This is a genomic window from Pseudomonas crudilactis (assembly GCF_013433315.1).
GTDB lineage: Bacteria > Pseudomonadota > Gammaproteobacteria > Pseudomonadales > Pseudomonadaceae > Aquipseudomonas > Aquipseudomonas crudilactis.
Genome location: NZ_WXVV01000018.1, coordinates 1 through 13,743, shown reverse-complemented (window position 1 = coordinate 13,743; position 13,743 = coordinate 1). Strand labels below are relative to the sequence as shown.

The window sequence follows — 13,743 nt, the reverse complement described above, 5'->3', positions numbered from 1 at the left end:
GAGGTGCACGTTTCATGAGTGCATCGTCCACCCCCGCCAGCGGTCTGGTACGCATGAATCCGCCGGTGTTCTACTTCGCCGCGACGGTCATTCTGCTGTTTGGTCTCGTCGTCATCGCCATGCCTGAACAGGCCGGCGCCTGGCTGCTGGAAGCGCAAAACTGGGCGGCCAACACGGTCGGCTGGTACTACATGCTCGCGATGACGCTGTATCTGGTCTTCGTGGTGGTCACCGCCTTATCTGGCTACGGCAAGATAAAACTCGGTGCCGACCACGACGAACCCGAATTCAGTTACCTGTCCTGGGCCGGCATGCTGTTCGCCGCCGGGATCAGCATCACGCTGTTTTTCTTCTGCGTCTCTGAGCCGCTGACCCACATGCTGCAGCCGCCGCAAGGCGAGGCCGGCACGGCGGACGCGGCGCGTCAGGCGATGCAGATTCTGTTTCTGCATTGGGGCCTGCATGGCTGGGGCGTGTTCGCCTTTGTCGGCATGGCGCTGGCCTATTTCGCCTACCGCCACAACCTGCCGCTGGCGCTGCGCTCGGCGCTGTATCCGCTGATCGGCAAACGCATCAACGGCCCCATCGGTTACGCGGTGGATGGCTTCGGCATCATTGCCACGGTGTTCGGTCTGGGCGCCGACATGGGCTTCGGCGTGCTGCACCTCAATTCGGGTCTCGACTACCTGTTCGGCATCGCTCACACCCAGTGGATTCAGGTCGGCCTGATCACGCTGATGATGGGCGCGGCGATTATCGTGGCTGTCTCCGGCGTCGACAAAGGCGTGCGGGTGATGTCCGACATCAACATGCTGCTGGCCTGCGCGCTGCTGCTGTTCGTGTTGTTCGCCGGGCCCACCCAGCACCTGCTCAACACCTTGATCCAGAACATCGGCGACTACCTCGGTGCCTTGCCGATGAAGAGCTTCGACCTCTACGCCTACGACAAGCCAAGCGACTGGCTCGGCGGCTGGACGGTGTTTTACTGGGCCTGGTGGATTGCATGGTCGCCGTTCGTGGGCCTGTTCATCGCCCGGATTTCCCGTGGCCGCACCATCCGTGAGTTCGTCTTCGGCGTGCTGTTGATTCCGCTCGGTTTTACCCTCGCGTGGATGTCGATCTTCGGCAACAGTGCCATCGATCAGGTCCTCAACCACGGTATGAGCGCGCTGGGCATGTCGGCCCTCGACAACCCGTCGATGAGTATTTACCTGCTGCTGGAAACCTACCCGTGGAGCAAAACCGTCATTGCCGTGACAGTGTTCATCAGCTTCGTGTTCTTCGTCACCTCTGCCGACTCCGGCACCGTGGTGCTTTCGACTTTGTCGGCCAAGGGCGGTAGCCCGGACGAAGACGGGCCGAAATGGCTGCGGGTGTTCTGGGGCGCGATGACTGCACTGATCACCAGCGCACTGCTGTTCTCCGGCAGTATCGATGCGCTGAAGTCAGCGGTGGTGCTGACCTCGTTGCCGTTCTCGCTGATTCTGCTGCTGATGATGTGGGGCCTGCACAAGGCGTTCTATCTGGAGTCGCAGAAGCAGATCGCGCAGTTGCATTCGCTGGCACCGGTCTCCGGTTCGCGGCGTGGCACGGGGGGCTGGCGACAGCGTCTGAGTCAGGCTGTGCACTTCCCGTCACGTGACGAGGTGTACCGCTTCATGGACACCACGGTACGCCCGGCAATTGAAGAAGTGACGGCGGTGTTCGTCGAGAAAGGCCTGAACGTGGTCACCCAGCCGGATCCGGCAAATGACAGCGTCAGCCTCGAAATCGGCCATGGTGATGCGCATCCGTTCATCTATCAGGTGCAGATGCGCGGCTACTTCACGCCGTCGTTCGCGCGTGGCGGGATGGGCTCGAAGCAGCTCAACAATCGTCGCTACTATCGAGCTGAAGTGCACCTGAGCGAGGGCAGTCAGGACTACGATCTGGTCGGCTACACCAAAGAGCAGATCATCAACGACATCCTCGACCAGTACGAACGCCACATGCAGTTCCTGCATCTGGTGCGTTGATCGGGAGTTGAGCGTCGGGACGTTTTTATGACTCGGCGCTCAGTACCATGAACAACACCATCGCCGCCATCGGCACGCCGAATACCGCACTGCCAATCGCTATTTCCGAACCTAGCGGCTGGCCCGCATGCACCACGCCCACCGCGCCATTAATCACCGTCAATGCCAGCCACAGGGCGGCGAAGCCGTAGGCCATGGTCTGGCGACTGAAGCCGATGCGCTCGCCGATGTAGAGCATCAGCGCGAGCAGGACCAGGCCGAAGAAGATGATGATGGCGGTGTGCATGGCGGGTTCTGCCTGATGGAGGTGCATTGCCTGAAGGATCGCTTTCGCGAGCAGGCTCGCTCCCACAATGGATCTCGGCTGGACATAAATTTCATGTACACAGGAAATCCCTGTGGGAGCGAGCCTGCTCGCGAAAGGGCCACCTCGGTGTTCTTTAGAGCATAGCCAGTCCCGCCACATCTCTATTGGACATATTTTGCGACCCTTACAGAGAGTTTGGCCGGCGACGTGTTTTTCTTGCTGGCCCAAGCCTGCCGTTGATCTGCCCCATAACCGAGAGATTGTTCAGTGAGCTAATATTTATCTGAGTGTGTATCGTGTGTATCAAAGGCTCCTGCGCCCTCTAGAGTAAATGGCTCTAGCTGTCGAACAGGGCAAAGGAAATGCGCAGTCGGGAAATGATCAGGATGATCGAAGACGATGGTTGGTATCTCGTGGCGGTGAAAGGCAGCCATCACCAATACAAGCATCCGCACAAGCCAGGAAGGGTGACGATCAAGCACCCTGATTCGGATCTGCCCAAGGGCACGATCAACAGCATTTTGAAACAGGCGGGCTTGAAATGAGGCCCGTTATTGGAAACGAAGGCCGTTTTATGGGCCTGTCAGAGGAAGGATTCACTCATATGAAATTCCCGGTCGTTCTGCACAAGGATGCCGACTCAGACTACGGAGTGATCATCCCGGATGTCCCGGGTTGTTTCTCCGCAGGCACTACGGTCGCTGAGGCGTTTGAAAATACTCAGGAGGCATTGGCGCTTCACTATGAGGGGTTGGTCGCCGACAGCGCGCCGTTACCGCAAGTGCGGGACATTGATGCTCATCTCGATAACCCGGATTACGCGGGAGGGATCTGGGGCGTGGTCGATTTTGATATCACCCCGTATTTCGGCAAGTCAGTGTGTTTTAACGCCACGCTGCCGGAGCAGTTGCTTGAGCGTATTGACCAGACAGTCCGCCGGGACCAGCGCTATCGATCCCGTTCCGGATTTCTCGCGGCGGCCGCCTTGCGCGAACTGTCGGTATAGCGAAGTCAGGTACTTTCCCGTTCGATGACTTGGCACTGCAGCAGGTTCAGACGTTGCACTTCGTCGCTCGGCAACACGCCAAGGCTTTCCAGCACGCGTGTTGCGGCGAGTACACCGATCTCCAGCGCCGGTGGTTTGATGGTGCTCAGGCTGGGCAGCAGCATCTCGGCGAAGGGGTAGTCGCCGAAGCCGAGAACGGCGCAGTCATTGGGGATTTTCATACCGGCGCGTTGCCCGGCGAGCAGGCCGCCGGCGGCGAGGTTGTCGTTGGCGAAGATGATCGCGTCGGGGCGCGGTGAGGTGTTCATCAAGGCGTCCATCGCCTGTTTGCCGGCCTCGAATGGTGCGCGGTCAGCGTCAGGGGCGAATACCCACGGCTCCAGGCCGGACTCTCGCAAGGTCGCCGCGTAACCGTCGCGGCGCTCCAGGGCGCTGAAGTCTCCCGTTGCGCTGTTCTGCACGAACGCAATGCGTCGATAGCCTTTTCCCAGCAGATACTTCGCCGCCGTCACGCCCACCTCGAAATGCGAAAAACCGATCTGCATCGGCTCACGCTCCGGCTGGTAATCCCACGTCTCGATCACCGGAACATCCGCCTCGGCGATCATCTTTTCCGTGCCCGCACTGTGAAAGTGACTGGTCAGCACCAGCGCCGCTGGCGACCAGCCGAGAAACGCACGCACGGCGTTTTCTTCTTGTTCAGTGCTGAAGTAACTCGACGCCAGCAACAGCTGATAGCCATAACGACTGAGCGTATCGCTGAAGCCTTGAATGGTATTGGCGAAGATCGGACCGGAGATGTTCGGGATCACCATGCCGACGATCTTTCCCCGCGCCGATGCCAGCCCGCCGGCCACCAGATTCGGCACGTAACCCAACTCCGCCACCACCGCCGCAATCCGTTCGCGGCGCTCGGGCGAAACCTGTTCGGGCTGATTGAAATAGCGCGACACGGTAATCGCCGAAACCCCGGCCTCACGCGCCACGGCATTCAGGGTCACACGTCCGGCGCCACGACGTTTGCGCGGTTTTTCTTCGCTCAAGGCTCGATCCTTCTTAAAAACCAAATCGCATATAAAAGTAATTTTTCAGTATTGGACGCTCTATGTGCGGCTTGCCAATACTGTCGATGGTAGCGCTAACAAGGCGCGCTGTCTGCTACTCGCTCGAGCGAATGCCCAAGACACCGATTCAGGCGCTGTCGTCGCAGAGCGGCAGCGGTTAAGGGCCAATTTCGAGCGGGCAAACATGCACAATATTCCTGGGGCGACACACACACTGACGCAATCGATTCGCGCCGCTGGCTGGTTATTCACGGGATTGGCGGCGCTGCCGCTGCCCAATGCATTCGCCGCTGATAGCAGCGAGCAAGAGCCGACACTGAAGTCGGTGACAGTCACTGCCACCCGCCGCGAAGAGTCGCTGCAAAAAGTACCGGTCGCGGTTTCGGTCATCGATGGCGAACAACTGGAGCGCGACAACCGCAACGGCGTAGCGAGCATCGTCCAGCAGGTGCCGTCGCTGAACTTTCGCACCGGCGCGTCGAACAAGGACACCTCGTTGTTCGTGCGCGGCGTCGGCACCATTTCCACCTCACCTGGCGTCGAGCCGACCGTGGCGACGGTGATCGACGGCGTGGTCTACGCGCGTCCCGGCCAATCGACTCTCGACTTGCTGGATCTGGAGCGCGTCGAAGTGCTGCGCGGCCCGCAAGGCACGCTGTTCGGCAAAAACGCCTCGGCCGGTGTACTCAATATCACCAGCAAAGCACCGACCGCCGAGACTCACGGCTACATCGATCAGTCGTACTACAGCGGCAACGAAAGCCGCACCCGTTTCGGCATTGGTGGCAGCCTGATTCCGGACACGTTGAAAGGCTCGATCAGCACGCTGTTCGGCACCTACGACGGCAACGTCGATAACGAACATAACGGTCAGGAGGTCAACGGCTACAACCATCGCGGCGTGCGCGGCAAACTCGAGTTCACCCCGAATGACGACGTCACTTTTACGCTGATCGCCGACTACATGCAGTCCCACGACGACGGCCCCAACGGTGTCGTCAGCAAGTCGCTGACCCCGGCCTTCGCCAACGCGCTAAGCCCGGTCAATGCGACCAGCCACAACCGTGACATCAACACCGACACCCGTTCACACGTCGAGGACATCAACAAAGGTTTGTCCGGCCAGCTCGACTGGCAGTTGGGCGATTACACCCTGACGTCGATTACCGCGTGGCGCGGCTGGGACAATACTCAGTATCAGGATGGCGACCGTCTCGGCACCGTGACCGCAGCGTTTCCCGGCACGGCGGACAAGGGCGATCTGGCCTTCGATCAATATTCGCAAGAGCTGCGTTTGGCCTCGCCGAAGGGTGAATTCCTCGAGTACGTCGGCGGCCTGTTCTACATGCACGGTAAGGACGACGAGACCTATCAGCGCACGCTGACAACGACCACGCGCAGTGACCGTGGCGTCGCCAATTACAGCACCACCAGCGACAGTTACGCCGTGTTCGGCGAGAGCACGCTGAACTTCACCTCCGACTTTCGCGGCATCGCCGGCCTGCGCTACACCCACGATGATCTCGAATACGATCACCGCCGCGTCTCGACTTCGGCGACCACCGTCAGCGGCATCCAACCGGCCACCAGCAGTTCCGGTTCGGTGGACGAAGACGGTTGGTCCGGGCGCCTCGGTGTGCAATACGATTTGAGCGATGCGGTCACCACTTACCTGACCTACTCGCGCGGCTATAAAGGGCCGGCCTACAACGTGTTCTTCAATATGCAGCCGCGCGATACCGAAGCGCTCAAGCCGGAGACCTCGAACACCTGGGAAGCCGGGATCAAAGCCACGTCCTGGAACAATCGCCTGACCACCAACCTCGCGGTGTTCCACAGCGAGTACGACAACTATCAGGCGAACTTCTTCGACACCGTCGCCGGCCAAGTGGTGACGCGATTGATCAACGCCGGCAGCGTCAGCACCGAAGGCGTCGAGCTCGATTACGCCCTGCAGGCCACCCAACAATTGAAACTGTCCGGCGCGCTGGCCTACACCCGCGCACGCATCGACGAGTTCGCCTGCCCGGCGGGCGCGGCGGCATCGTGCAACGTCAACGGCAAACCGCTGCCGTTCAGCCCGGACTGGAAAAGCTACGTGCGCGCCGACTACACGATCCCGCTGGATAACGGTCTGGATATCGAACTCGGCACCGACTACAGCTGGCAGAGCGAAGTGCAGTACGACATCAGCCAGAACGCCGACACCAAGCAGGGCGCCTACGGTCTATGGAACGCCAGTGTTGCGCTGGCCGATTACAGCAATGGCTGGCGCGTCGCGCTGCTGGGCAAGAACCTCACCGACAAGTCTTACTCGCCGTTGCTTGCCAGCGGTGGCAACTACATCTATCGCGCTGTGCCACGGGACGACGAGCGCTACTTTGGCGTGCAACTGCGCAAGGATTTCTGAGATGAGCAGACAGTTGAAACTCGGCGCGTTCCTTATGGCCACCGGGCACCACGTGGCGGCGTGGCGTCATCCTGATGTGCCGGCCAATGCGGGTCTGGATTTCGCCCATTACAAGCGGCTGGCGCAGATTGCCGAGGCGGCGAAGTTCGATGCGTTGTTTGTTGCTGACAGTGTTGCCGCGCCGACCCAGGACATCGCCAGTCGCATGGCGCGCTCCGATCACTTTGAACCGCTGACGTTGCTCTCGGCACTGAGTGCAGTGACCGAGCACATCGGCCTGATCGCCACGGCGACCACCAGTTACAACGAGCCGTATCACGTGGCGCGCAAATTCGCTTCGCTTGATCATCTTTCGGGAGGGCGAGCGGGGTGGAATCTGGTGACCTCAGACAACGCTGCCGAAGCGCTGAATTTCGGACGCGACGAACATATCGGCCATGCCGAACGCTACGGCCGAGCCCGCGAGTTTCATCAGGTGGTGACCGGGCTTTGGGACAGCTGGGAGGATGATGCCTTCATTCGCGACAAGGCCAGCGGGGCGTATTACGACCCTGCGAAACTGCATGTGCTGGATCACGTCGGCGACCACTTCCGGGTCAAAGGCCCGCTGAACGTCGCGCGTTCACCGCAGGGGCAACCGGTGATCGTGCAGGCGGGATCCTCCGAAACCGGACGCGAGTTGGCCGCGCAGACGGCTGAAGTGGTGTTCACCGCGCAAACTTCATTGGCTAACGCTCAGGCGTTTTACGCCGACCTCAAGGGACGTCTGCCCAAGTACGGTCGCAGCACCGATTCGCTGAAAATCATGCCCGGAGTTTTTGTCGTCGTCGGCCGTACCGAAGCCGAGGCGCAGGAAAAATGTGAAACGTTTCAGCAATTAGTCGAACCCGAGGTTGGCGTCGCCTTGCTTGGGCGTATGCTGGGCAGCTTCGATTTGTCGAAGTACCCGCTGGACGGTCCGTTGCCTGAGTTGCCGCTGACGGAAAGCGGCCAGCGGAGCCGGCAGAAATTGCTCACTGAGTTGGCGGGGCGGGAGAACCTTAGCCTTGCCGAACTGGGTCGCAAGATTGCTGGCGGACGCGGGCATTACAGCCTGGTCGGTACGCCGGAGCAGATCGCTGATCGCTTGCAGGAATGGTTCGAACAGGGCGCTGCGGACGGCTTCAACGTGCTGGTGCCGCACCTGCCAGGCGGGCTTGAAGACTTCGCCAATGGCGTGGTCCCGGAACTGCAACGGCGTGGGCTGTTCAGAACGGAGTATGAGGGCCGGACGTTGCGCGAGAACCTTGGCCTGGCCCGACCCGGCAATCGATTTGTGTAACACCCTTCGCGAGCAAGTTCGCTTCCACAGGGAAATGCATTCCAAAGGTGGGAGCGAGCTTGCTCGCGAAGCAGTCGACACCCCATTCAAGACAGACAAGAGAGGATTCGATGACTTACACCGCTGCCGAAAACCGCTATGACTCCATCCCTTACCGCCGCGTCGGGCGCAGCGGTCTGGTGTTGCCGGCGCTGTCGTTGGGCCTGTGGCACAACTTTGGCGACAGCACGCCGATCGACACCCAACGCGCCTTGCTGCGCACTGCGTTTGACCTGGGCATCAACCACTTCGACCTGGCCAACAACTACGGCCCGCCGTACGGCAGCGCCGAGATCAATTTCGGTCGTCTGCTGCGCGAAGACTTCAAGCAGTACCGCGACGAGCTGATCATCTCCAGCAAGGCCGGTTGGGACATGTGGCCCGGCCCTTACGGTCAGGGTGGCGGCTCGCGCAAATACGTGCTGGCCAGCCTCGACCAGAGCCTGCAACGCCTGGGTCTGGACTATGTGGATATCTTCTATTCGCACCGCTTCGACCCGGACACCCCGCTGGAAGAAACCGCCAGTGCCCTCGCCACTGCCGTGCAGCAGGGCAAGGCGTTGTACATCGGCATCTCGTCGTATTCCGGGGTGAAAACCCGTGAGATGGCGGCGCTGCTCAAAGAGTGGAAAGTGCCGCTGCTGATTCATCAGCCGGCCTACAACTTGCTCAATCGTTGGGTGGAAAAAGACCTGCTCGATACCACCGATGAACTCGGCACCGGCGTGATTGCGTTCACCCCGCTGGCGCAAGGTCTGCTCACCGACAAATACCTCAACGGCGTACCGGCGGATGCGCGGGTCAATCGTCCGGGCGGAGGTTCGTTGCAGGCCTCGCACTTGTCCGAGGCCAACATCGCTCACGTGCGCGCGCTGAACGAGATTGCCAAGCGTCGCGGTCAGAGCCTGGCGCAACTGGCGCTGGCGTGGACGCTGCGGGATCCACGGGTGACTTCTGCGCTGATTGGTGCGAGCCGACCGGAGCAGATTATCGAGAACGTCGGGGCGTTGAAGAATTTGAGTTTCAGTGCTGAAGAGCTGGCGGAGATTGACCGGTTTGCCCAGGAGGGCGGGATCAATCTTTGGGAGAAGCCTTCGACGGCGGAGTAAGTCACCCTCACCCCAGCCCTCTCCCAGAGGGAGAGGGATCCGACCGAGGTGTCTGTAGCCATACATCGACCTGAAAAACCGAGTCGATTATGGATTCAGCAAAGCACATTCAGGTCGGCGAATATCTACAGCATCCCCCAATCAGTCCCCTCTCCCTCCGGGAGAGGGTTAGGGTGAGGGGCTTTTGCTGTTCAAGGCTCAACGAAAAAACGGCACATCCCCCAACACCGTCGCCCGTTGCATCACCCGCCGCGCCGGGCGGTAATCATCCACTGCGTAATGCTGTGTCACGCGGTTATCCCAGAACGCAATATCGTCCTGCTGCCAGCGCCAGCGAATGGTGAATTCCGGCCGCGTCGCATGGGCGAACAGAAACTTCAGAATCGCCTCGCTCTCGGTTTCCGACAGCTCATTGATCTTCGAGGTGAAGCCTTCATTGACGAACAACGAGCGCCGCCCGCTGACCGGATGCGTACGAATCACCGGGTGCGACAGCGGTGGATTCTTGCGTCGTGCCTCTTCCCACTGTGCCAACGCTTCAGGCGTGTTGCCATAGCGCTCCAGCGGAAACGAGCGAGTGAAATCGTGAGTCGCGGTCAGGCCTTCAAGCAAACCTTTCAGCGGCGCCGACAGCGCTTCATACGCGGCAATGCCGCTGGCCCACAACGTGTCGCCACCGAACTCCGGCAGCAACTTGGCGCTGAGCACCGCGCCCATCGCCGGGGTTGGCAGGAAGGTCACGTCGGTGTGCCAGATCGCGTTGTCGCGCACGTCGGTGACGGCGGTGTCGAGGATCAGCACTTCCGGTTGTTCCGGTACGTTCGGGTAGATCGGGTGAATGTGCAGGTCACCAAAGTACGCAGCGAAACGCGCCTGTTGCGGTGGCTCGATTGGCTGATTGCGGAAGAATAAAACCTGATATTTGAGCAGCGCCTGCTCGATCGCGTCGCGGTGTTCCAGGCTCAGCGGCTGGCTGATGTCGACGCCGCTGATCTGTGCGCCTAGGGCTGAGCTTAATGGGGTGATGTTCAGGTTGCTCATGGTCTTTCTCTTAAATTCCGGATAACCACCTCCCTGTAGGAGCTGCCGCAGGCTGCGATCTTTTGATCTTGATCTTTTTAAAAACAAGATCAAAAGATCGCAGCCTGCGGCAGCTCCTACACGGGGATTCAAAAACGGGATGTGTCAGTGGGCCTGGCCGTGCCACGGCACCAGTTTGCGCTGCAGGGCGCGCAGGCCCATTTCCATGGCGAAGGCGATCAGCGCGATGACCAGAATCCCCAGCACCACCACGTCGGTGACGAGGAACTGCGCGGCCGACTGCACCATAAAGCCCAAGCCGCTGGTGGCCGCGATCAGTTCCGCCGCGACCAAGGTCGACCAACCAACGCCCAGACCAATGCGCACGCCGGTGAGAATGTCCGGCAGGGCGCTCGGCAAAATCACATGACGAATCAGCTGCAAACGCGTCGCGCCCAACGACTGCGCCGCACGCAATTTCGCTGGATCAACCGTACGCACACCGGTGGCGGTAGCAATCGCAATCGGCGCGAAAATCGCCAGATAGATCAGCAGCACTTTCGACAACTCGCCGATACCGCACCAGATCACGATCAGCGGCAGATAAGCCAGCGGTGGAATAGGGCGGTAGAACTCGATCAGCGGATCAAGCACGCCGCGGGCAATGCGATTGGCGCCGATGGCAATGCCCACGGGCACGGCGGTCAGAATCGCGAAACCGAGGCCCAGACCGATGCGGCTCAGGCTTGCACCGAGGTGCTGCCACAACGTTGAATCCATGTACCCAGTGGTCGCCAGCAACCAGCCCTTTTGCAGCACGGCGGACGGTGGCGGCAGGAACAGCGGTTCGATCATTCCGGTGGCGGTGACCGCCCACCAGATCGCCAACAATGCAACCAAGGTCAGCAGGCTGATCCAGCGCGTGCTGAGGCTACGGCGCACGGGTATCGCCGTCGAAGCGCTGACCGGTTTTACCGCAGCCGAGGAAACGTCGTAACTGCTCATGCGCGCTCCTGCCGTTGCCCGGCGCTGCGTTGCGAGAACACTTTGCTCAGCACGTGTTCGCGGGTTTCGATAAAGCGCGGATCGGATTTGATCGCGCGGGCGGACTCGCCAGCGGCGTAACGCTGACCGAAATCCAGCTGCAGGCGCTCAACGATCTGCCCCGGGTTCGGCGCGAGCAGAATCAGGTCAGTGGCGAGGAACACCGCTTCTTCAATGTCGTGGGTAATCAGGAAAACCGGCTTGGCCGTGCGCTGCCAGACTTGCAGCAACAGCTCCTGCATCTGTTCGCGGGTGAACGCATCGAGGGCGCCGAAGGGTTCGTCCATCAGCAATACGCGTGGGTCAGCGGCGAGGGCGCGGGCGAGGCCGACGCGTTGTTTCTGGCCACCGGAGAGTTGCCAGATACGGCGGCTTTCGAAACCGGAAAGATCAACCAGTGCGAGCATTTCGCGGGCAATCTTTTCACGTTTGTCTTTGGCGACACCGGCCAGTTCGAGACCGAACGCGACGTTGGCCAACACATCCTGCCAAGGCAACAAGGCGTCATCCTGGAACACCACGCCCCGTTCGGCGCTCGGGCCTTTGACCGGCACGCCGTCGAGGGTGATGCGCCCGGCGCTCGGTTCGACGAAACCGGCAATCAGGTTCAACAGCGAGGTCTTGCCACTGCCAGACGGGCCGAGGGCAACCAGCAATTGCTGAGGCCCCAGGGTCAGAGAAATATCCGCCAGCACCGGTGTCGGGCTGCCCGGGTACTGTGCGCTGATGCGCTCCAGCTGTAGCAAGGCCATCGCAGTTAACTCCCGATCAATTGGTGATGTATTTGGCGCTGACGTACGGCGCGTAGTCCGGCAGAACGGCTTCGACCTTGCCTTGCTCCTTGAGGAACGCGGCGGTGTCGGTGATGGCTTTGGTGGTCGGCGCGCCGAGGGTGACGACCTGGTCAGCCGCCAGCGGGTAAACGTTGCCTTGCAGCAGCAACGGAATATCGCTGGCCTTGGCGCCGGAGAGTTTCACCAGTTTGTCGACGTTGGATTGATCGGCGAGCCAGGCTTTCGGGTCTTTGCGGTAATCGGCGTAGGCGTCGAGGGTGACTTTGGCGAATGCAGTGACGATTTCCGGGTGCTTCTCGGCAAAGTCTTTACGCACGATCCACGCATCGAAGGTTGGCGCGCCAAACTTGGCCAGCTCGCCGGAGGTGATCAGCACTTTGCCGTTTTCCTTGGCCACACCGAGGGCCGGATCCCACACGTAGGTGGCGTCGATGTCACCGCGTTTCCATGCGGCGATGATCGCCGGTGGCGCGAGGTTGAGCACGGTGACTTTCGACGGGTCGATGTTCCAGTGCTTCAGCGCCGCGAGCAGGCTGTAGTGTCCGGTGGACACGAATGGCACGGCGATTTTCTTGCCGATCAGATCCTGCGGGGTCTTGATGCCGGAACCGTCACGGGCGACCAGTGCTTCAGCGGCGCCGATCTGGGTGGCGATGAGGAACGTTTCGACCGGGACTTTGCGCGTGATCGCGGCGGTCAGTGGGCTCGAGCCGAGATAGCCGATCTGCACGTCACCGGAGGCGATGGCGGCGATGATGTCGGCGCCGTTGTCGAACTTGCGCCAGGCGATATCGGCTTGGGTGGCTTTTTCGTAAGCGCCGTCGGCCTGGGCGACTTTCGCCGGGTCAACAGTAGTTTGGTAGGCGACGGTGAGGTCGGCGGCCTGAGCCAGAAAACTCGCGGCAGCCAGAGAGGCTGCGGCGAGCAGGCGAAGCGGGAAATTCAGTTTCATTGGACAGCTCCATATCAGGCGACCGAGCGTCGGCGTGAAAGGAGACTAAATGATCTAAGAATCGGTAAATAAATAACTTTTTAGAATGAGCTTATGAGCGGAAAAATCTAAGCGGGAGATGTGTTCGAGAAAAGTTGTGTCATTGAGATCCAGCCCCTCACCCCAGCCCTCTCCCAATGGGAGAGGGGGAAAGGGAGCAGATCGGGGGCTTTTCAAATCCTGAGTTCGACTTGGTCGTTCAGGTCGGTGTAGCTCGAACTGACAACACGGTTGATCTGGTCAAACGATACTGGACACGGTTATAGGGTTTTACCCTTTTTCATGCCGCCAGGGCCTCCATGTCCACCGGAGTTCGGTAGCCATTGTGACTGTGCAGCCTGATCCGATTGTAATAATGGGTCAGGTAGCGCAACACATCGGTACTGGCCTCGTCTTCGTTTCGGTAGCCTGTCTTGGGTATCCATTCAGATTTCAAACTGCCAAAGAAACGCTCCATCGGCGCGTTATCCCAGCAGTTTCCTCGTCGACTCATGCTTTGTTTTATGCGCATATCCGCCAGGGTTTCACGAAATACTTTACTGCTGTAATGACAGCCCTGATCCGAATGAAACATTAGGTTTTCAGGGCGTCCTCGCGACTCGAAAGCCATCTTTAACGCTCGA

At 60.1% G+C, this 13,743-nt stretch carries 13 protein-coding genes; 6 read left to right on the top strand and 7 right to left on the bottom strand.

Annotated elements, in window-relative coordinates; translation table 11 throughout:
• The first annotated feature begins 53 nt into the window (after window positions 1-53).
• Window positions 54-2,015: a choline transporter BetT gene (gene betT, locus GTU76_RS19555; RefSeq protein ID WP_171057266.1), complete on the top strand. Its 1,962-nt coding sequence runs from the start codon at window positions 54-56 to the stop codon at window positions 2,013-2,015.
• Window positions 2,016-2,040: 25 nt separating this feature from the next.
• Here betT and GTU76_RS19550 read toward each other — a convergent pair whose 3' ends face one another.
• The gene (locus GTU76_RS19550; protein ID WP_034151866.1) at window positions 2,041-2,301 is read right to left on the bottom strand and encodes a hypothetical protein; all 261 of its coding nucleotides are present in this window, start codon (window positions 2,299-2,301) and stop codon (window positions 2,041-2,043) included.
• Window positions 2,302-2,684: 383 nt separating this feature from the next.
• Between GTU76_RS19550 and GTU76_RS19545 the strand changes: the two genes are divergently transcribed.
• Window positions 2,685-2,867, top strand: a complete 183-nt coding sequence (locus GTU76_RS19545) for a type II toxin-antitoxin system HicA family toxin (RefSeq protein ID WP_026000492.1) — start codon at window positions 2,685-2,687, stop codon at window positions 2,865-2,867.
• Between the two features lie 59 nt (window positions 2,868-2,926).
• Complete coding sequence (locus tag GTU76_RS19540) at window positions 2,927-3,328, top strand: type II toxin-antitoxin system HicB family antitoxin (RefSeq protein ID WP_246376085.1); 402 nt, start codon at window positions 2,927-2,929, stop codon at window positions 3,326-3,328.
• A 5-nt stretch (window positions 3,329-3,333) separates the two neighbouring features.
• Here GTU76_RS19540 and GTU76_RS19535 read toward each other — a convergent pair whose 3' ends face one another.
• On the bottom strand, window positions 3,334-4,371 hold the full coding sequence (locus GTU76_RS19535) for a LacI family DNA-binding transcriptional regulator (protein ID WP_180699371.1): 1,038 nt from the start codon (window positions 4,369-4,371) through the stop codon (window positions 3,334-3,336).
• A gap of 205 nt (window positions 4,372-4,576) precedes the next feature.
• On the opposite strand from GTU76_RS19535, the gene GTU76_RS19530 reads away from it, so the two are divergent.
• From GTU76_RS19530 to mgrA, 3 genes are all read left to right on the top strand, one after another.
• Window positions 4,577-6,802 (top strand): TonB-dependent receptor, encoded by a 2,226-nt coding sequence (locus GTU76_RS19530; protein WP_180699370.1) that lies wholly within the window; start codon window positions 4,577-4,579, stop codon window positions 6,800-6,802.
• A 1-nt stretch (window position 6,803) separates the two neighbouring features.
• Window positions 6,804-8,123 (top strand): LLM class flavin-dependent oxidoreductase, encoded by a 1,320-nt coding sequence (locus GTU76_RS19525; protein WP_180699369.1) that lies wholly within the window; start codon window positions 6,804-6,806, stop codon window positions 8,121-8,123.
• Window positions 8,124-8,233: 110 nt separating this feature from the next.
• A complete protein-coding gene (gene mgrA, locus GTU76_RS19520) occupies window positions 8,234-9,271 on the top strand; it encodes an L-glyceraldehyde 3-phosphate reductase (protein WP_016983660.1) in 1,038 nt (345 codons plus the stop codon).
• Window positions 9,272-9,469: 198 nt separating this feature from the next.
• Here mgrA and tauD read toward each other — a convergent pair whose 3' ends face one another.
• The 5 genes from tauD to GTU76_RS19495 all read right to left on the bottom strand — a co-directional run.
• Window positions 9,470-10,312 carry a taurine dioxygenase gene (gene tauD, locus GTU76_RS19515; protein WP_175552876.1) on the bottom strand — a complete coding sequence of 281 codons (843 nt, stop codon included), beginning with the start codon at window positions 10,310-10,312 and terminating at the stop codon, window positions 9,470-9,472.
• Between the two features lie 144 nt (window positions 10,313-10,456).
• Window positions 10,457-11,296 (bottom strand): taurine ABC transporter permease TauC, encoded by an 840-nt coding sequence (gene tauC / locus GTU76_RS19510; RefSeq protein WP_180699368.1) that lies wholly within the window; start codon window positions 11,294-11,296, stop codon window positions 10,457-10,459.
• Window positions 11,293-12,087 (bottom strand): taurine ABC transporter ATP-binding subunit, encoded by a 795-nt coding sequence (tauB, locus tag GTU76_RS19505; protein WP_180699367.1) that lies wholly within the window; start codon window positions 12,085-12,087, stop codon window positions 11,293-11,295. Before tauB ends, tauC begins: the two co-directional genes overlap by 4 nt.
• 16 nt (window positions 12,088-12,103) lie before the next feature.
• A complete protein-coding gene (tauA, locus tag GTU76_RS19500; protein WP_180699366.1) occupies window positions 12,104-13,081 on the bottom strand; it encodes a taurine ABC transporter substrate-binding protein in 978 nt (325 codons plus the stop codon).
• Window positions 13,082-13,400: 319 nt separating this feature from the next.
• On the bottom strand, window positions 13,401-13,743 hold a 343-nt coding region (locus GTU76_RS19495), incomplete at its 5' end, for an integrase core domain-containing protein (RefSeq protein ID WP_180699365.1).

Coding starts and splice junctions, on each gene's coding strand:
- betT (WP_171057266.1), top strand. CDS start 54: ATGAATCCGCCGGTGTTCTACTTCGCCGCGACGGTCATTCTGCTGTTT.
- GTU76_RS19550 (WP_034151866.1), bottom strand. CDS start 2,301: ATGCACACCGCCATCATCATCTTCTTCGGCCTGGTCCTGCTCGCGCTG.
- GTU76_RS19545 (WP_026000492.1), top strand. CDS start 2,685: ATGCGCAGTCGGGAAATGATCAGGATGATCGAAGACGATGGTTGGTAT.
- GTU76_RS19540 (WP_246376085.1), top strand. CDS start 2,927: ATGAAATTCCCGGTCGTTCTGCACAAGGATGCCGACTCAGACTACGGA.
- GTU76_RS19530 (WP_180699370.1), top strand. CDS start 4,577: ATGCACAATATTCCTGGGGCGACACACACACTGACGCAATCGATTCGC.
- GTU76_RS19525 (WP_180699369.1), top strand. CDS start 6,804: ATGAGCAGACAGTTGAAACTCGGCGCGTTCCTTATGGCCACCGGGCAC.
- mgrA (WP_016983660.1), top strand. CDS start 8,234: ATGACTTACACCGCTGCCGAAAACCGCTATGACTCCATCCCTTACCGC.
- tauD (WP_175552876.1), bottom strand. CDS start 10,312: ATGAGCAACCTGAACATCACCCCATTAAGCTCAGCCCTAGGCGCACAG.
- tauC (WP_180699368.1), bottom strand. CDS start 11,296: ATGAGCAGTTACGACGTTTCCTCGGCTGCGGTAAAACCGGTCAGCGCT.
- tauB (WP_180699367.1), bottom strand. CDS start 12,087: ATGGCCTTGCTACAGCTGGAGCGCATCAGCGCACAGTACCCGGGCAGC.
- tauA (WP_180699366.1), bottom strand. CDS start 13,081: ATGAAACTGAATTTCCCGCTTCGCCTGCTCGCCGCAGCCTCTCTGGCT.